This window comes from Acinetobacter sp. 1125_18A, from assembly GCF_052824985.1.
Map to the genome: position 1 here is coordinate 24,415 of NZ_VTDG01000012.1, position 18,183 is coordinate 42,597.

At 39.0% G+C, this 18,183-nt stretch carries 16 protein-coding genes, 1 pseudogene and 1 riboswitch; of the genes and pseudogenes, 11 read left to right on the forward strand and 6 right to left on the reverse strand.

All coding sequences use genetic code 11. From position 1 onward, the window contains the following. Positions 1-64 precede the first annotated feature (64 nt). Positions 65-844 carry an AraC family transcriptional regulator gene (locus FY049_RS17625; protein ID WP_446084080.1) on the forward strand — a complete coding sequence of 260 codons (780 nt, stop codon included), beginning with the start codon at positions 65-67 and terminating at the stop codon, positions 842-844. 213 nt (positions 845-1,057) lie between these two features. Continuing rightward, positions 1,058-3,160 (forward strand): TonB-dependent siderophore receptor, encoded by a 2,103-nt coding sequence (locus FY049_RS17630; protein ID WP_446084081.1) that lies wholly within the window; start codon positions 1,058-1,060, stop codon positions 3,158-3,160. Between the two features lie 612 nt (positions 3,161-3,772). On the opposite strand, the gene FY049_RS17635 is transcribed toward FY049_RS17630, so the two are convergent. Next, on the reverse strand, positions 3,773-4,192 hold the full coding sequence (locus FY049_RS17635; RefSeq protein ID WP_056517888.1) for a type II toxin-antitoxin system HicB family antitoxin: 420 nt from the start codon (positions 4,190-4,192) through the stop codon (positions 3,773-3,775). Between the two features lie 64 nt (positions 4,193-4,256). Continuing rightward, entirely contained in the window at positions 4,257-4,424 is a 168-nt protein-coding gene (locus tag FY049_RS17640) for a type II toxin-antitoxin system HicA family toxin (RefSeq protein WP_016539635.1), read from the reverse strand. Between the two features lie 193 nt (positions 4,425-4,617). Between FY049_RS17640 and FY049_RS17645 the strand changes: the two genes are divergently transcribed. Continuing rightward, positions 4,618-6,006, forward strand: coding sequence for a methylenetetrahydrofolate reductase C-terminal domain-containing protein (locus FY049_RS17645; protein ID WP_446084082.1), 1,389 nt, complete (start codon positions 4,618-4,620; stop codon positions 6,004-6,006). 22 nt (positions 6,007-6,028) lie between these two features. Here the strand turns inward: FY049_RS17645 and FY049_RS17650 are convergent, their stop codons facing one another. Continuing rightward, positions 6,029-6,691 carry an epoxyqueuosine reductase QueH gene (locus FY049_RS17650; protein WP_446084083.1) on the reverse strand — a complete coding sequence of 221 codons (663 nt, stop codon included), beginning with the start codon at positions 6,689-6,691 and terminating at the stop codon, positions 6,029-6,031. A 376-nt stretch (positions 6,692-7,067) separates the two neighbouring features. Between FY049_RS17650 and FY049_RS17655 the strand changes: the two genes are divergently transcribed. The 8 genes and pseudogenes from FY049_RS17655 (at position 7,068) to FY049_RS17690 (ending at position 15,786) form a co-directional block, all read left to right on the forward strand. Then, on the forward strand, positions 7,068-7,982 hold the full coding sequence (locus FY049_RS17655; RefSeq protein ID WP_004724679.1) for a LysR family transcriptional regulator: 915 nt from the start codon (positions 7,068-7,070) through the stop codon (positions 7,980-7,982). Between the two features lie 476 nt (positions 7,983-8,458). Next, positions 8,459-8,560, forward strand: a riboswitch (guanidine-I (ykkC/yxkD leader). 30 nt (positions 8,561-8,590) lie between these two features. Then, the gene (locus FY049_RS17660; RefSeq protein WP_446084084.1) at positions 8,591-9,346 is read left to right on the forward strand and encodes an urea amidolyase associated protein UAAP1; all 756 of its coding nucleotides are present in this window, start codon (positions 8,591-8,593) and stop codon (positions 9,344-9,346) included. Positions 9,347-9,357: 11 nt separating this feature from the next. After that, complete coding sequence (locus tag FY049_RS17665; RefSeq protein ID WP_446084085.1) at positions 9,358-10,026, forward strand: urea amidolyase associated protein UAAP2; 669 nt, start codon at positions 9,358-9,360, stop codon at positions 10,024-10,026. 2 nt (positions 10,027-10,028) lie between these two features. Next, a complete protein-coding gene (gene uca / locus FY049_RS17670; RefSeq protein WP_446084086.1) occupies positions 10,029-13,634 on the forward strand; it encodes an urea carboxylase in 3,606 nt (1,201 codons plus the stop codon). A gap of 331 nt (positions 13,635-13,965) precedes the next feature. Next, positions 13,966-14,091 carry a hypothetical protein gene (locus tag FY049_RS17675; RefSeq protein ID WP_264753257.1) on the forward strand — a complete coding sequence of 42 codons (126 nt, stop codon included), beginning with the start codon at positions 13,966-13,968 and terminating at the stop codon, positions 14,089-14,091. 4 nt (positions 14,092-14,095) lie between these two features. After that, positions 14,096-14,530, forward strand: a complete 435-nt coding sequence (locus FY049_RS17680; protein WP_056517878.1) for a CopG family ribbon-helix-helix protein — start codon at positions 14,096-14,098, stop codon at positions 14,528-14,530. An 18-nt stretch (positions 14,531-14,548) separates the two neighbouring features. Then, positions 14,549-14,767: pseudogene (locus FY049_RS17685) on the forward strand (allophanate hydrolase-related protein); the annotation flags it as partial. Next, the gene (locus FY049_RS17690) at positions 14,764-15,786 is read left to right on the forward strand and encodes an ABC transporter substrate-binding protein (protein WP_446084087.1); all 1,023 of its coding nucleotides are present in this window, start codon (positions 14,764-14,766) and stop codon (positions 15,784-15,786) included. The pseudogene FY049_RS17685 and the gene FY049_RS17690, both read left to right, overlap by 4 nt. Positions 15,787-15,905: 119 nt before the next feature. Here FY049_RS17690 and FY049_RS17695 read toward each other — a convergent pair whose 3' ends face one another. Genes FY049_RS17695 through FY049_RS17705 form a run of 3 tightly spaced genes read right to left on the reverse strand, consistent with a single transcriptional unit; the run spans position 15,906 to position 18,140 of the window. Next, a complete protein-coding gene (locus FY049_RS17695; protein WP_004724663.1) occupies positions 15,906-16,235 on the reverse strand; it encodes a DMT family transporter in 330 nt (109 codons plus the stop codon). A gap of 16 nt (positions 16,236-16,251) precedes the next feature. After that, complete coding sequence (locus tag FY049_RS17700; protein WP_154130471.1) at positions 16,252-17,139, reverse strand: hypothetical protein; 888 nt, start codon at positions 17,137-17,139, stop codon at positions 16,252-16,254. Then, entirely contained in the window at positions 17,136-18,140 is a 1,005-nt protein-coding gene (locus tag FY049_RS17705; RefSeq protein WP_105714092.1) for an isopenicillin N synthase family dioxygenase, read from the reverse strand. The genes FY049_RS17700 and FY049_RS17705 overlap by 4 nt, the downstream gene beginning before the upstream one ends. Positions 18,141-18,183: the final 43 nt, after the last annotated feature.

The window sequence follows — 18,183 nt, forward strand, 5'->3', positions numbered from 1 at the left end:
AAGGATTTCTCGATTGGTAAAATTTGTTATATTCCGCATTTAATTACTCAAATCAGACATGGATATGAAACAAATCTTGATTCATAGTGTTGAGCATTTAAAACATAAAATGATTGCGATAGAAACGCAGTACGCTGAGTATTATGTGTTGAAGATGCACAGCCATAAACGAGCACAATTACTCTATGCTGCTCAGGGTGTGATGCATGTAGAAACACCACAAGGAAACTGGATCATTCCTCCAGAAAGGGCAGTTTGGATTCCACCACAAGTTCCGCATCAATTGACTTTGTTTAATGTTAAAACCTGTAGTTTGTATATTCTTCCTGAATACGTCCCGAGGCAGATTGAATGTTGCGAAGTGCTGTCAATTTCGCCTTTGCTTCGACAATTACTTTTAAAAGCACCAGCGTTAAATGAACCGCTTTCTAGACATGATGAGCTGATTCAAGAATTGATTTTAACTGAGCTGGGAATTTCCGAAAAAATTGAACTGCATTTACCTTTGCCGGAAAATAAAGCCATTTTAGAAATTTGCCAAAAGTTCTTAAAGCAGCCCAATATTCATTTATCACCCGAAGAAATTGCGACACAACTTTATATCAGCGAGCGGCATTTTAGTCGGCTGTTTAAAAGTGAAGTCGGGATGTCTTTTTCAAAATGGCGACAACATGCTTGTGTACTGTTAAGTCTGGAAAAATTGATCCAAAATCAGCCAATACAGCACATTGCTTATGATTTTGGCTTTAAAAATCCGGCTGCATTCACCACCATGTTTCATCGAGTTCTAGGTTTAAGCCCAACTCAATATATGAGTCATCTGCAAAATAAAACATCTAAATAAACACTATTATTAATTTTTGACCGATCGTTATAAAAGAATAAGCCTAACTTATCAATGATGTGATTGAGATAGTCGAATCATTAGAAAAATCATGTTTTATTTAAAGCGTGTTTCGTTTCAAACTTATATCATTAAAAGGAAAGCGTAAAAAAAAGTGATAAATATAAATGAAAATGATTATAATTATGCTTCAAGTTTTTAGGTCATTGTTTAATGCAATTTAATAAATCCTCCCTCGCATTTTCAGTTTTTGCCATCATGCTATCCACCGCTCATGCTGAGTCAGAATCAGATATAGCGCAAAACGCTGTAAGCAATAAATTGCCAACGATTACCGTACAAGCAGACAGTGATAAAAAAGCCTATGCAGCAAAAACAGCAAGTGCGGTATTGCGATCTAAAGCGCCTTTATTTGAAACAGCTCAGTCGATTAGTGCGATCACCAATCAGCAAATTGAACAAAAGCAAGCAAAAACAGTAGCCGAAGCTTTAGAAGGTGTGGCAGGTGTGACTTCTGGTCAATATGGGCGAAGAGGCTGGGATGACTTTATTATTCGTGGACAAATATCCAGTTCACAAACTTATATTGATGGGTTGCGTATTCAAGCATCAGATAATGTTTTAAGAGCGGAAGATATTTCTGGCTTAGAGTCTATTGAAGTGGTCAAAGGCCCAACCTCAGTTGGTTTTGGTTTGGCGCTGCCAGGCGGTTTAGTCAATTTAACCAGCAAACGACCGCAAGCAGAAACCGCTTATAAAGGCGCATTAAGTTATGGAAGCTATGGTTTAAAAGAAGGTACATTTGACCTGAACTACGCACCTGATAATCGTGCAAAAGGGGCTTTTCGTATTGTAGGACGGATCTCTGATCAAGATGACCCGACTGACCATGTTTATTTTAAAAATCAATATATCGCTCCATCTTACAATTTTGATTTAGGCGATAAAGATGATTTATCTGTCATTGCCAGCTATCAACATCGTGAATACATCCGTCAACAGGGCATCCCATATAGCAAAGGTGACTATAAAAAATACCCGTCAAGCTTATTCTTTGGAGAACCTGATCATGGTTATGATGTCGATGTTTATCGTCTAGGTGCAAATTATGCGCACTACTTTGATAATGCTTGGGTGTTTAAACAAAATTTTGCGGTCACCAAAACTGATACCCAAGGCAATCCGATATTGGCATCGGGTACAAATACGCTACCAACCATTAAACGTTCTGTAAATAATCAAGACAAACAAGATACTAACTATACCTTGGACAATAACTTACAACGTAATTTTGATTTTGGAAAGATCAACTATGATGTGATGGTCGGTGTCGATATGATGCGAGAGCGTAGTGATTACTATCGTAGAAACGATACCATCAATTCTTTTAATGCCGATCGTCCAGTCTATGGGATCACCAGTACCAAACTGGGGGCGCCAACGCAACAACTGACCTATAGCCAATATACTGGTTTATATCTACGCAATACAATTAAAGTAGATGATCACTGGATTATCGGATTGTCTGGTCGACACGATTGGACTCAGGTTGAAATTGACGATGTATTAAAAAATAGCAATAGCAAAAACTCAGACAATGCATTTACGGGTAGTGGATCGGTGATGTACCGTATCAATGATATGTTTGCAGCATATATTAGTTATTCAACCTCGTTTATGCCTGTAACAGATGCCGGTGAAAATGGTCGATTGTTGAATCCTGAAGAGGGTAAACAGGCCGAAGTTGGGGTCAAGTTACAAGCACTGGATCAGCGTTTACAAGGCTATATTGCGTATTATGATTTAACCCGTAAAAATGTAACTGAAGCAGATATTTCTGGAAACTTTTCAATCCAAACAGGCGAACAAGTCACCAAAGGTTTTGAAGCAGAAATTGCGGCGGCATTAACCGATCAATGGAATGCCACAGCAACTTATAGCTATATCCCAACAGCAAAAGTCACTGAAAGTGTGATTGCTAGTGATATTGGCAAACGTACCAATCATGTACCTAAAAATGCCAGTTCGTTATCTACCCAGTACTATTTTAGCCCAGATAAATTAGGTTGGAATATTGGTGCGGGGATTCGTTATCAAGGTTCTCGAACAGCACAACGTAGTACAGATTTTGTCTACTTACCAAGTTATGCCTTATTTGATGTAAATGCGGGTTATGAAGCCAAGAATTGGGGTGCAGGTTTAACAATTAAAAACTTATTTGATAGAGAGTATCTGGCAGGGACCACACCAAATGCACAATTGGTCAATTGGGGAGATCCTATGATGGTTCGTCTGAATGTGAAATTTAAATATTAACAGTAGCTTAGTTTAGATATAGTTTTCACTATTTGAATTTAATGCTAAGGCGGAAGTTTTATGGGTATTGGAGATGACAATACCCATTTTTTTCAGTATAAAAAAGTTAAATTTAAAATATTTTTATTTATCAATATATTAGCTATAGTGAAACCACCTAATTATTCATATAAGTGATTTCTATCAAGTCATTAATCATAAATAAAGCTTATATTTTTGTATGAACTTTTAGAAACTATTGATTATTAATTCGTTTTTTGTGCTTTTGAATCATAGATGGTGATCCTACCGTGTGGCGACAGGGATGTCGCCGTTGGGCGGGGGTACAGGACGTACCCCTCGCCAAACGGAAGATTTTTGTCATCTTTTCATCTTTGAAAAGTGAGGTGTCGCCTACGCAAAGGGATCTAAACCTAGAATGTAAGATGTGGCATTGTAAGCCTTTTTATAATCAATTAATTTATTTCTCCATGCAATTGATTTAATTGATATATTAATTAAAAGAAATTACATTAATGTGTCTGAGTTTTTTGACAGGTTCACTATAGTAAAGTGAATAACCATACGTATTGTGGTACAAAAAACCCGCCATTTGTAGGCGGGTTTCTTTTTTTAGATTATAAGCTGGGGTTGTTTGCCTAAGGCTTTTAATGCATCAACAACAGTATCAATTTTTGTTGAGTGATGTAGATCTACAATACGAGTAATCTCTTGTTTAGGTTTATGGAGCAATCTTGCGAGTTCTACTTGAGTTACTTTTTTCTCAAGCATTAAGTTTAAAAGTAAAACTTTAGACGCAATACTTATTGGAACTTCAATAAATACTTCGTCTTCTTCAAGCGTTTTACTCGGTAAAGGAATAGACCTTTGATCTTCAAAATAAAAGTCCATAGCGGTTATAAGTGCATCTTGAGCCATCTCTTTGGCTTCATCTAAAGTATCACCTTGGGTAATAGCTTCGGGAATATCTCTAAACTCTACAACATAACCACCATCTTCTAGATCTGGTTTAAGTTTAGCTGGATAAAACATGTATTAAATCTCCGAAATAATGTGAACAACAATTTCATCTTAAGAAAGGTTTGAGGGCGAACCCTCAAATTCCTAATTGCTTTCTTATTGCTTTTACCAGTCCTGTTTTTAACTCAGTATGGCGAGGTATAGTGCTTTGTTTCTCATTTAAATAAACCTTGGTGTGTTTACTACCTTCTACAAATGTTGCGCCCAAACCTTTTAACTCTTTGATGAAATCACTTCTCTTCACACTTAGCTCATTTTATTGAACATAAGTATATGGTAAACAAAAATGATGACCATGTAAACAAAAATGTTTACTGAACGGAGTTAAGCATTTTTATCAAGATTATTTAGAAAGCATTTTATGATTACAGCAATTCGATTTAAAACATTCTATAATTCAGGCCTATTTATTTTGCTGTATTTATCTAAATTTTTTTATGTCTCAGCTTTCCCAATACTTTGCTCAAAACCAATTTTGCTGTTTGGTGGAATATTTGCCTTCAAAGCAAGAGGTGCTGCCTGTAGCAACACAACTGGCGGGCTTTCCTGTATGTATGACTTTGTCAGATCGAGTACGTTCAGATGAAGATATTGCACCATTAATCGCCGCACAATCTTATCCGCAGCAGATTGAAAAAGTATTGCACTATGCAGGTAAAGGCCGAGATATTCATGATTTCAATTTGTTTTTAAAGCAAGCCAAACAACACGGACAGCAAAATTTATTGTTACTGACTGGCGATAAGTTAAAACAACATCATGATGGACAAGGTAGCCACGCTCGTACACGCTATTTAGAATCGGTGAATGCGGTCATCGCTGCCCAACAACAGGGAGGCTTTCATATTGGCGTTGCTTTGAATCCGTTTAAATATAGCCAAGCAGAAAAACAAGCGCAGTATTTAAAATTACATAAAAAACTACAAGCCGGCGCTGATTATATTATTACCCAGTTAGGCTTTGACCTCGTGGCACTTAAACAAGCACATGAGTTTTTAATTGAAGAAAACTATACACAAAAAATTCTTGCTTGTGTGATGCCGCTGACTTTAGCACGAGCGAAATTTATGCTGAAACATAACGTTGCAGGTATTGTGATTACACCACATATGCTTGAAGTGTTGGCTCAAGAACATGATTCTGATCAAACTGAAAATACTTATTTACGTTGTGCTTTGCAAATTTTGATTTGTCAGCATATTGGTTATGCTGGTGTGCATCTTTCTGCGTGCCATAAAGCCGATGAGCAAGCGATTTTAACTAGTTATATTGAACAGTATCGACATCTTGATCTTAAACAATGTCAACAATTATGGACTCAATTATGGCAGCTTAAAACGGGCAATGAATTACGCCCAGCTGCTGTAGAAAAGTCTAAGCTGAGTAATTTGCATCAGAAAGTGAAATATCAATTTTTAGATACCATTCACAGTACCATGTTTAATTCCAGTTTGGTCAAAGGGCTGGGTGCTTATATTTTTAGTGCGAATTTTTGGAATAAAGCCCTTGCAGCAAAATTACTATTACAAGCGGAATATTTGAGTAAGCACTTTATTGTCGGGTGTGAGAGCTGTGGTCAGTGTCGGCTGGCTGAAACCTTATATATTTGCCCTGAAACTTGCCCTAAAGGTCTGGCAAATGGTCCATGCGGTGGCACACATTTAGACCGTTGTGAATTTGGGGATCGAGAGTGTATACACTCTATCAAAGCTCGATTGGCTGAAGAGGTCGATCAAATTCAGATATTAAAAAAACAGCTGATTCCAACTGTACCGATAGAAGTACGTGGAACCAGCTCTTGGAAAAACTGGTATGTGAAGCAGTGATAAAGGGACGAGTTTGAATAAATTAATTTTCCTCGTCCATCGCATTGGTATAAAACTTTTCACCTAATTTGATTCGGTTACGACCGTTTTTCATACGCCAGCGATTGGTATCTCGCAGTGAATAAACACAGCCACAGTATTCTTGTTGGTAAAATTCTTCACGTTTGCTGATCTCGATCATACGATGTGCACCGCCACTTTTACGCCAGTTATAATCCCAATATTCAATTTGTGGATAATGTGCGGCAGCTCGGATTCCACAGCCGTTAATTTGTTGCATATCTTTCCAACGCGATATGCCCAATGAGCTGCTGATTAAACTAAATCCATGTTCGTGTGCGTAGAGTGCGGTTCTCTCAAAACGCATATCGAAACACATGGTACAGCGGATACCTTTTTCAGGCTCATTTTCCATACCTTTGGCACGTTCAAACCAATTGTCTGTATCGTAGTCACAGTCAATAAATGGAATATTATGCTTCTCAGCAAAGCGAATATTTTCTTCTTTGCGAATTAAATATTCTTTGACTGGATGAATATTTGGATTATAGAAAAAAATTGAAAAGTCGATGTCTGATTCAATTAAGGTTTCCATGACTTCGCCTGAGCACGGCGCGCAACATGAATGCAGCAACAATTTGTCGTGGCCTTGGGGGAGTGTGAGCTTTTGGCGTTCCAGAGTCATGTTAAACAATATAAAAAATGAATAATCTTCTATTCTAGAAGTTTTAACGTCTTGTGGTGCTTGAATTCACTGAAATGTTTTCAGTCTATGCTGAAAGTTTTTAAGGATGATATTTTAAATCACTAGATTTAGTTCATTCACAAGAAACTTATATAGGTGTATAGATGAAGTATTCAACTGTACAATTTATTCATTCAAAAATGGAGTGATTTAATTGTATGGATGAGTAAGAGCATCTTCAATATTTTGCGTATCATTTAAAAGTGAATAAAAATAACAAAATTGAAATTGAAGTGAAAATAATTAAACATAAACATCATCAATCCGTTATGCTATAGCCAGATCACCTTTAACATATTAATTTGGTAATGACGGAATGTTAGAACTTCGACATCTAAAAACACTTACTGCTTTACGTGAACATGGTTCATTGGTTGCAGCAGCAGGAGATTTGTGTTTAACGCCTTCTGCTTTATCACACCAGCTTCGAGAGTTAGATCAATGGTTTGGTGTCGAAGTGGTGAATCGCCGCTCACGCCCTGTGAGTTTTTCTAATGTTGGTCAACGATTACTGAAACTTGCTGATGATATTTTGCCACAAGTGCAAATTGCCCAGTCTGATATTACCCGTATTGTGCATGGGCAAACGGGACGAATCGTTTTCTCTTCTGAATGCCACAGTTGTTTTGATTGGCTTATGCCATTGCTGAATCAGTATCGTCAGCAATACCCAGATGTAGATTTGGATTTTGCCTCAGGATTTGAAGCCAATCCGCATGAGTTATTACAAACCGGTGAATTTGATTTGTTAATTACAGCAGATCCAATTGCGCTAAAAGGGGTAGAGTATTTTCCAATTTTTGAATATGAATCGCGATTGGTGCTCTCAATCACGCATCCTTTAGCACGAATGAAAGAAATTACGGTGCAAGAGTTGGCGGAAGAAACCTTGGTGACCTATCCAGTGGATAAGCATCGGCTGGATATCATGTCTAGATTATTTATTCCTGCCAATATTCAGCCAAAACATATTCGCACCACAGACTTAACCCAAATGTTGATTCAACTTGTGGCAAGTGGTCATGGTATCGCAGCACTGCCTGATTGGGTGGTTAATGAATATGAGCAAAAGGGCTGGGTGGTTTCTCGCCGTTTAGATTGTGTTGCGCCTGAAGGTTTACGTCGAACCTTATATGCAGGTTATCGTGTAGAAGAAAAAGAAAAAGATTATTTTGATGGCTTTCTTAAGCAATTGGATAAATTCTCGAAAAAAAGAGCAACGTATTACTAAAATGCATTATTAATGAGTCATCCTGTAGCACCTGCTTGCTGAGTACTATGAATCATTTTAACACGCGCTGACTCAGGCTGGTTTTGGCCTAAATGAGCGCGTGTTTTTTATCGTGTGTTTTGCTATACCTGAATTATCTTCTTAAGCTGAATATGAGCAAAAACAAAGCATGGCTTTGTTTGCAGCGTAAGGTTTGCCATGCCCTAAGTCAATCTATCGACGAGCCTAAATATTTTTGCGCCGTGTTGTTTCTTTGACACGTTTTTTTAAAAAGGATTTTATTAGAGATGGCTTTCAATTAGAGATTGTTTTATTTAGAACGGGTTTTTATTTAGCACATCGCTATTTTTTAGCCCATTAATAACTCATTTTTGCTTTCTATGTCCTGAAATGCACTCTTATCGCACAAAATTAGTATTACTAAAGCCTAAAAACGTAATACTCAATTGGCACATCCTTTGCATCAAATAAAATTATAAAAAGTGATCTAGGGTTCCGATACTTGTCTAAAAGAGTATGTCTGGACCGAGAGTTCGCGGTTCGAAAGAACTACACGGAGGGATAAAAGCCCGGGAGGAAGTCAATAAACTATCCGAACAGGAGTGGCTATGCATACGACAAATTATCATGATCAACAGGTCATTTGGTCTGAAAAATTACCCGGTGGACATCACTGGTCAGGTCGCATTCCCAAAGGAAGCGTACTTCAATTTAAAGCTTTATCTGCCGATGCCAATGTCTCTTTATTTTGTGTGAATGCCCATGATCGACTTGAGCGTTTTAATATGCCTGATAGTTTAAAAGGGCAACATACTGCTTTTTTAACCCAAGGTCATGTGTTGTATTCCGATTTGGGGCGGGTTATGGCCTCAATTATTTATGATGATCATGGCTGGAATGACGCTTTGTGTGGTCCAAGTCGTCCAGAACAAATCCAAGCTATTTTTGGAATAAAGACATTCCAAGATGCCCGAAATCAAATGATTCAAAATGGTTTAGATGGTTTGCTGGTTGAAATGAGTAAATATTCACTTGGACAAATTGATCTCAGCGCAACAGTGAATTTATTTTCAAAAGTGACCCCAGATGATGTGGGTGCATTGTCTTATATTGGCTCAGACAATACTGGGCAAATCATTGAACTGCGTTTTGAAATGGATTGTTTTGTATTCTTATCGGCTGCACCGCATGGTTTAGATCATTCAGCGCAATATGCTCCCGCTGATATAGAAATGGGTCTTTTTACCGCATTGCCCTTAACGGAAAACGATATTTGTCGAGACTCATGTCCGCAAAATCAACGTGCATTTGACAATAACCAGCGTTATTACGCGCTGAGTTCATCTAGTAACACACGCATTTAAGGACAATCATCATGAGCATTTTAACTTCAATCGAAAAGCCTATTTTAGATCAAGCCTTGTTAAATGAAGTTTGTCCTGCGGGTGAAGCATGGATGGGCGAAGTAAAAAAAGGCCAATATTTCCGTATTGTTGATTTAGAAGGCAATCAAGCCGTCGATACCTTATTTATCTCAGCAGAAAACCCAGCAGAACGTTATAGCGCAACAGATACTTTGGCCATTAATCAGCATGTTTACCTTGAAAAAGGGACAACCTTATACAGTAATTTAGGCCGCCCAATTGCAGTGATTGTCGATGATAACTGCGGTCGTCATGACACCTTAGGTGGTGCCTGTTCATGTGAAAGTAATACGGTTCGCTATGCACATGACACCTATCCGATGCACAGTTGCCGTAATAATTTTATGTATGCATTAGCCAAACATCCGATTGCACAAAAATATCAGTTAAACGTTCGGCACATCGGCCCCAATATTAATTTCTTTATGAATGTGCCTGTCAGCTCGGATGGCCATTTAACCTTTGCTGATGGTATTTCTGCCGCTGGCAAATATGTGGAAATTCAAGCTGAGATGGATTTAATCGTACTAATTTCAAATTGTCCGCAATTAAATAACCCATGTAATGGCTATAACCCAACGAAAATTCAATTGCTGGTACACAATGGTATGGGAGCATAAATATGTTTAAAAAAGTTCTTATTGCCAATCGTGGTGCAATCGCTTGTCGTGTGATTCGTACACTAAAAAAACTTGGCATTGCTTCTGTTGCTGTCTATTCAGAAGCTGATCAGGATTCTTTACATGTGACTTTAGCCGACGAGGCATTTTGTATTGGTGCTGCACCAGCACAACAAAGTTATTTAAATATTGAAAAAATTCTTGAAATTGCCAAGCAAACTGGCGCTGAAGCAATCCATCCGGGTTATGGTTTTTTGTCTGAAAACGCAGAGTTTTGTGACCTATGTGAAAATCAGGGCATTGCCTTTATTGGGCCAACCTCAAGCCAAATGCTGGACTTTGGTCTAAAACATACGGCCCGCGAACTGGCGATTAAAAGCCAAGTACCACTGTTGCCGGGAAGTTCTTTGCTTTCAGGCGAACCAGAAGCAATCACCGAAGCTGCACGTATTGGCTATCCTGTGATGTTAAAAAGTACTGCGGGTGGTGGTGGTATCGGTATGCGTTTGGTTTGGGATGAAGCGGAACTCAAAGACGCTTATCAAACCGTTTCGTATTTGGCCCAAGCCAACTTTAAAGATGCAGGCTTGTACTTAGAAAAATTTGTGCAGCATGCTCGACATATTGAAGTACAAATTTTTGGTGATGGAAAAGGGCAGGTATTGGCTTTAGGAGAACGCGACTGTTCTGTACAACGTCGTAATCAAAAAGTCATAGAAGAAACACCCGCACCGCATTTAACCGATGAGCAACGTGACTATATTCAAACTGTCGCAATTCAACTTATGCAATCTGTGAATTATCGTTCAGCAGGTACGGTTGAGTTTGTGATGGATACTGAAACCGAGCAATTCTATTTCTTAGAGGTGAATACCCGTCTACAAGTTGAGCATGGCGTAACGGAACAAGTCTATGCTGTAGATCTGGTTGAATGGATGGTGACTTTAGCCAGTGGCGATTGGTCAGCACCCACTGAAAAATTAGCGTCAAAAGGACATTCGATTCAAGTTCGTTTATATGCGGAAGACCCGATTAAACAATTTCAACCCAGTGCAGGCTTACTGACCTATGTGCAATTTGATCAAAATGCACGGGTCGAAACATGGGTTGAAACTGGTTCAAATGTATCTTCATTTTATGATCCTATGCTTGCCAAAATCATTGTGACGGCATCTGATCGACGGTCAGCGATTCAAGCCATGCAATCTAGTCTGGCAGATACACAGATTGCAGGAATCGAAACCAATCTGGAATACCTACAAAATATTATTGCGGGTGAGGTGTTTAATTCAGGGACACAAACCACACGCTTCTTAAACAGCTTTGTATGGAAAACCCAAAAAATTGAGGTTTTACAATCAGGCATTCAAACCGCAATTCAGGATATTACTGGTCGGTTAGGGTACTGGGATGTGGGTGTACCGCCATCCGGTGCAATTGATCCTTTAAGTTTAAATGTCGCCAACCAACTTTTAGGCAATCCATATAATACTTCTGGATTGGAATGTACCTTACAAGGGCCAAGTTTAAAGTTTCATTGTGATAGTCAAATTGTGATTACTGGTGGCGACATGCCATCTAAACTGGATGGCGTACTGGTTCCAATGTGGCAAACCGTAAATGTTAAAAAAGGTCAGGTGTTAAAGTGTGGAACAATGAGCACTGGATGCCGAAGCTATATTGGGATCAAAGGTGGTTTCCATGTTCCCGAATATTTAGGATCAAAAGCAACCTTTACTCTGGGACAGTTTGGTGGGCATGCAGGGCGTAATTTATTAATTGGCGATATGCTTGCGATTACTGAATATTCATCTGCTCTAAGCAAAAGTTTAGCCGCAGATCAAATCCCTAAATTTGCGCGTCATTGGGAAATTGCGGTGATGTATGGTCCGCATGGCGCACCAGATTTCTTTACCAAAAACGATATTAATAGATTCTTTAGCAACCAGTTTGAGATTCACTATAATTCGAGTCGTACCGGCATTCGCTTGATTGGCCCAAAACCTGAGTGGGCACGTGAAGATGGCGGTGAAGCAGGTCTACATCCGTCAAATATTCATGACAATGCTTATGCAATTGGTGCGATTGATTTTACAGGCGACATGCCGATCATCTTAGGGCCTGATGGTCCAAGCTTAGGTGGCTTTGTTTGTCCAGCTGTGGTGATTCATTCTGAACTTTGGAAAATTGGTCAGCTTAAAGCAGGTGATAAAGTTAAATTTATTCCTGTCAGTTATGCGCAAGCAAAAGCCTTGGATCACACATATCATCAAAGTCTTATCGCTTCTGACACAAATGAGGTGAATTTTAATCCTGTATTCCACGCGGAAAATGATACATTAGAAAATGCTGTTTTAGCCACACGCGTAGGACAAGCACATTTACCGAGTGTGACTTACCGACCTGCGGGGAATAGCTATTTATTAGTTGAATATGGTGATCTGGTTTTAGACTTGAATCTACGGTTCCGTATTCATGCTTTGATGCAATGGGTAAAAGAGCAGAATATCCATGGAATTATTGATCTGACACCGGGGATTCGTTCATTACAAATTCATTTTGATTCAATTCAAATCGATCAACTTGAGCTATTGGAAAAACTTCAACGAGCGGAAGCGGAACTACCCGATATTCACAATATGCAAGTGCCTTCACGGACCGTGTATTTACCACTGGCATGGGAAGATTCACAAACCCAATTGGCGACTGAGCGCTATACACAAATCGTCCGTCCTGATGCGCCGTGGTGCCCTGATAATATTGAGTTTATTCGTCGTATCAATGGCCTAGCATCAAAGCAAGCGGTAAAAGATGTGGTCTATAGTGCCAATTATCTGGTCATGGGATTGGGTGATGTCTATTTAGGTGCGCCCGTAGCCACACCACTTGATCCGCGTCAGCGTTTGGTCACAACAAAATATAACCCTGCAAGAACTTGGACACCAGAAAATGCTGTTGGTATCGGTGGGGCATATATGTGTGTTTATGGTATGGAAGGTCCCGGGGGCTATCAATTTGTGGGACGTACCACACAAATGTGGAGCCGTTATCGTAAAAATGCCAATTTTGAAGCTGGCAAGCCGTGGTTATTACGCTTCTTTGATCAGGTTAAATTCTATGAGGTTTCAGAAGCAGAATTACTACAAATGCGTGAAGATTTTAAAGCAGGGCGTTTGCAACTGCGTATTGAAGAGGGTGTGCTTAATCTTAAAGAATACAATGATTTCCTTGCTGCAAATCAAGACAGTATTCATGCTTTTAAACAGACGCAACAAGCCAACTTTGAAGCAGAGCGCCGTCGTTGGCATGCTGCAGGTTTACAAGAATATGTATCAGAAGGTTTAGATACTGTAGATGATGGCGAAGCAGTCAGTATCCCCGAAGGTGGTTGTGCAGTTGAATCACATATGCCTGGTTCAATCTGGAAAATCGAATGTGCTTCTGGAGATATTGTTGAAGAAGGTGCAACCCTTGCGGTGATTGAAGCGATGAAAATTGAAATTCCGATTGTTGCACCTGAACGGATGAAGGTGGAAGCCATCACCATTGAAAAAGGTCAGACGGTTAAGACTGGACAGGTGTTGTTTACCTTAGCACCTGTAGCCTGATAAAAATCAACACAGGAGCATCAGTGATGATGCTCCTTTTCTGTTTCAAACATAGATTTAATTTTTTCTATTTGCTTTACAGCCATAATCCTATCAAGTGTCATAAGTTAGAAAGACTTAGCCGATTAAAATTAAAATAAAAGAGGCTTTACTGTTAAACCTATATAACGCTTCGCGCTATGCTTGTGCATTTAATTTATTTTTGCCCAAAAATCATCCATAAATACATGCTAAAACCAGCAAAAACTTGGTTAAAAACTGGCACATTTTCTGCATTGTTATATCAGTAATACAAAAACCTAATTTGGTAATACTGAGATGGAGTTGTGCTATGAATCAGGTCAAAACAGCAGTCAAAAAAACACATCCGCTTAAAGCATTTTTTATAGATTTATTCAGTGTACGTGCAGGCGTATATATCAAACAAAACACTTCTGTCAACAAGGTAAAAGGATAAGTTTGTGGCTAAACAAAAGTTGGCTCGAATCAGCATTACTGTACCTGAAGCAACGCTAAATGCACTCGATCAGAAAATTGTTGATCAGCACTACGAAAGTCGTTCTCAAGCGATTGTTGACATGATCAATAAACACCTGATTGCGGAACAGGCACAGGCAAATGAAGTCATGGTCGGCACTTTGACCATTCTTTATGATGCAGGACAAATGCCACTTCGAAATCAACTGATTGATTTACAACAACAGTTTTTAACACAAGTGATCAGTTCACTGCATATTCAACTTGATCAACAAAAAATCTTACAAGTCATGCTGATGCAAGGGGCAAGTTCTGAGCTTTGGCATATAAGCCAACAATTTACAGCACTCAAGGGTGTGATCAAAGGGCATCTGGAGCTGATGGATGCTGTGATGCCACCAATTCTGCAAAATGATTAAATCGGGAGTAGGGGGATGCCAAGATCAGGTCTGCAATGTGATGCAACAGGAACTTCAATTAAAGTTGAAGTTTGGGATATTCCATTGGCAAATTTTGCGTCAATCGTTGTAGAGCTTCCAGCGCCGTTGGAAATCGGTAATTTACAACTTAAAGATGGCAGGCGTGCATATATACAGTCGCTAAATCAAATCAATACACAATTTAAAGGCGAGAAAACCGGGGGAGTTTCTGTATGATCCATAAATCTTTATTATCAGTATCACTATTATCTGCAATGTTGTTCGCTGGTTGTGATAACACGGCAAAAATTCCTGAAGCGAAAGAAGGTACTCAAGCTTCAGCAAATGCAAAACCAATCACCATTGGCTATAGTGATTGGCCGGGTTTTGTGGCGTGGCAGGTTGCGATTGAAAAAGGCTGGCTAAAAGAAGCTGGTCTCAATGTTGAGTTTAAATGGTTTGATTATTCAGCATCACTCTCAGCCTTTTCAGCCAATCAATTAGATGCAGTATTTGTCACCAATGGCGATAACTTGGTGACGGCATCAGGTGGTACCCAAGGCATGATGATTATGGCAACGGACTATTCTGCTGGCAATGATGTGATTATTGCCAAAGATGGGATCAATAGTATTCAGGATTTAAAAGGTAAATCTGTTGGTGTTGAAAAAGGTCTGGTCGATCACTTGCTTCTTGCAACAGCAATGTCAGATCAAAAAATTCCAATTAATGAAATCAAATTGGTTAATTCTGCCACCAATCAATTACCACAAGTTCTATCCAGCCCCGATGTTTCAGCGATTGCGGTATGGCAACCTGTAGCCAGTCAGGCATTAAAAGCGGTAGCTGGATCAAAAATCATTTATACCTCGAAGGATAAACCTGGCTTAATTTATGACACCCTGACCGTAAATATGAGTCATTTAACTGCACATAAAGATGAATGGAAAAAGATCCTTCAAGTGTGGGACAAGACGGTGAAATACATCAATGATTCTGCGACACATGCAGATGCTGTAAAAATTATGGCAATTCGTTCTGGGGTCGATCCAAAACAATACGAAACAATGGTGAATGGTACCCATTTACTTGATTTAGAAGCCAATCAAAAAGTCTTTAGCAAAGGCAATGGTTTTGATTCGATCTATGGCTCGTCTTATCACGTCAATAAATTCAACGTGGAAAATGGCATCTATAAAACCGAACAAAATGTCGATGGTCTGATTTATCCAACATTGTTACAAGAGTTGAAATAACGTTTTTTAAAAGAGTTAGATAGTTTGAAAAATAGCCTAAGCATGTCTCGGGCTATTTTATTTTAGGTGCAAAAATATTATATAGAGCTTAATCACATTAAAATATGATTATCCATTGATTATATTTCTGTGCTTTTTGAAAAAAGATGAATAATTAAAATTCCAATAATCATAAATACCAAACCGATGATTGCAGCTAAATCTAAGTGTTGTTTGTAGTAAAAGAAGCCGACTAAAGACACTAAAATAATACCTGCACCCGACCAAAGCGCATAAGTAATACCAACAGGAATCGTTTTCATGGTCAGTGATAAAAAATAAATGGCAACCGCATATCCGATCACGGTGATGATCGATGCAGACAACTGACTAAAACCATCAGATGCTTTCATGGCAGAAGTCGCGATGACTTCTGCCACAATGGCAATGATTAAATATAAAAAAGACATTGCTTGGAAATATTCCTTATAAGGCTATTTTTGCATGATGGAAAAGGTGATTTTCTTCATGATCAAACCAACTTTGGCTAGCAGTTGAAGTGCCCGTGAGTGTTGTAAAGCAAAAATCTGCTTGAAATACATCGAGTGTGAAATATAAACGGCACTGTTCACCATCGATAATTCGCTGTTGAACCAGTGTGTTGTGATCAAGCTGTTGGAAATTTTCAAGATCAATCTTGCTTCCAACTTTGTTGGTGACGGTACTAAGTTCGATGATCTGTTGATCAAAACTGATCGAAACCTCATAGTCTTGGATTGCTTCTAGACTGATCTGTTGCTGAGAAATAGCTTCTGTTAACGTCTCAGCGGATTTAAAAGCCTGTTGTATATCGGGATGTCGAGACTTGGCAAAGGCAATAAAATGATCACAAAGGATCAAGCCACCATCCGCAGGATAACTGGTATTTAACTCAGTATTTTCAATTTTAAATAAACGTAAGCCAAGATAAATGCCACGTATCGCTTGTTGACGCCAATCCTCAACATAAGCATGGCTGGGTGAAAACTCGAGTATGGCATTGCCAATTGAATATAATTTTGCAGGTTCGGGCCATTGCACATGATTTTGATAATTACTGCTGAGATGCCATGAAAGTAATTGATTTTGAGCATCCCAAAGAGTATCGCCAACCCAACCTTGTCGTTCTAAAACGGGTGTTAATCGAGGGTCTTTTAAGCGTAAATCAATGGTAAATGTCTTGGATTGAAACCAATAGACCAGGCTATTTTCATCAGTTAAACCATTGGCAAAGGTAATGCTCTTACGGCGAAAAGCACCCAATAAATATTGCGGCAATAAGCAGGTTGAATCATCCGTTGGCTTAAGTTGAGTACAGAGTTCTAATAAGTTCATTTCGACTCCTCATTTTGGCTTAAACCAAATGAATAAAGTGGGCGGGCATTTTCAAGTTGAATTTCGCCCCGTGCCACTTTTTCTTTGAGATACTGAAAGGTTTGTGCAGTTTGATTAAAAAGATGTTCACCACCTTTTAAAGGTGCATATTGTGCAGGCTGATCTTTGAGTAAAGGCTGAATTACATAGTCATAATCACAAGAGAAGAAAAACGGGAATGAATAGCGTTCTTCAGACACTTTTTTAACACGATGTTTGGTTGCTAAATATCGACCATTGGATAAAATTTCCATCATATCGCCAATATTCATAACCAAAGTATTTTCAAGAAGGGGGATATCAATCCATTGCCCCGTTTTATCAAGCACTTGTAATCCGGGCGCTGTGGGTAATAGCAAAGTGAAACATTCATAATCGGTATGCGCACCGATACCTTCTTTATCCTGAATTTCAGGATGGTAAGGATAATGAATCAGGCGAAGTTGACTGGGGGCTTTGGAAATATGTGCATCAAAATAATGCTCATCTAGACCGAGTGCCAGTGCAAAACTTTGGAAAATTTCATGCCCAATCGCTTTGATATGTTGATAATAGGCTGAGACATGCTGCTTAAATATCGGGTCCTCAGGCCACTGCGTTGGGCCAATCAAAGGGCGACGATCTGCTTGGCTCTGGTGATCATAATTGACATCATAGGCCTCTTTGAGATCATAACTTGTTTCGACAAAGCGTTCTTCACCGATCGGCACATAACCACTATGATTTTCTGATAAGCCAATATAATTCTGCATCTTAATGGCAGTATCTTGGGCAAAGTATTGCTGGGCAGTGTGATAAAGCTTTTGAAATAACTCAGGTTTAAATTGTTTTCCTGTTAAATATAAGAAACCAACATCTTTACATGCCTGATCTAAAGCGTGTGCGACTGTGAGTCGATCTTGAAGCTCAGGGCTGGAGAGTAGAGAAATGTCCACAAGCGGTAAAACATATGTGTTTGACATGAATATCACCAAGGTTGGCCGTCCAACAAAGAATTCAGCGATT

Coding starts and splice junctions, on each gene's coding strand:
- FY049_RS17630 (WP_446084081.1), top strand. CDS start 1,058: ATGCAATTTAATAAATCCTCCCTCGCATTTTCAGTTTTTGCCATCATG.
- uca (WP_446084086.1), top strand. CDS start 10,029: ATGTTTAAAAAAGTTCTTATTGCCAATCGTGGTGCAATCGCTTGTCGT.
- FY049_RS17675 (WP_264753257.1), top strand. CDS start 13,966: ATGAATCAGGTCAAAACAGCAGTCAAAAAAACACATCCGCTTAAAGCA.
- FY049_RS17635 (WP_056517888.1), bottom strand. CDS start 4,192: ATGTTTTATCCAGCTAAACTTAAACCAGATCTAGAAGATGGTGGTTAT.
- FY049_RS17695 (WP_004724663.1), bottom strand. CDS start 16,235: ATGTCTTTTTTATATTTAATCATTGCCATTGTGGCAGAAGTCATCGCG.
- FY049_RS17660 (WP_446084084.1), top strand. CDS start 8,591: ATGCATACGACAAATTATCATGATCAACAGGTCATTTGGTCTGAAAAA.
- FY049_RS17700 (WP_154130471.1), bottom strand. CDS start 17,139: ATGAACTTATTAGAACTCTGTACTCAACTTAAGCCAACGGATGATTCA.
- FY049_RS17655 (WP_004724679.1), top strand. CDS start 7,068: ATGTTAGAACTTCGACATCTAAAAACACTTACTGCTTTACGTGAACAT.
- FY049_RS17650 (WP_446084083.1), bottom strand. CDS start 6,691: ATGACTCTGGAACGCCAAAAGCTCACACTCCCCCAAGGCCACGACAAA.
- FY049_RS17625 (WP_446084080.1), top strand. CDS start 65: ATGAAACAAATCTTGATTCATAGTGTTGAGCATTTAAAACATAAAATG.
- FY049_RS17665 (WP_446084085.1), top strand. CDS start 9,358: ATGAGCATTTTAACTTCAATCGAAAAGCCTATTTTAGATCAAGCCTTG.
- FY049_RS17705 (WP_105714092.1), bottom strand. CDS start 18,140: ATGTCAAACACATATGTTTTACCGCTTGTGGACATTTCTCTACTCTCC.
- FY049_RS17690 (WP_446084087.1), top strand. CDS start 14,764: ATGATCCATAAATCTTTATTATCAGTATCACTATTATCTGCAATGTTG.
- FY049_RS17645 (WP_446084082.1), top strand. CDS start 4,618: ATGTCTCAGCTTTCCCAATACTTTGCTCAAAACCAATTTTGCTGTTTG.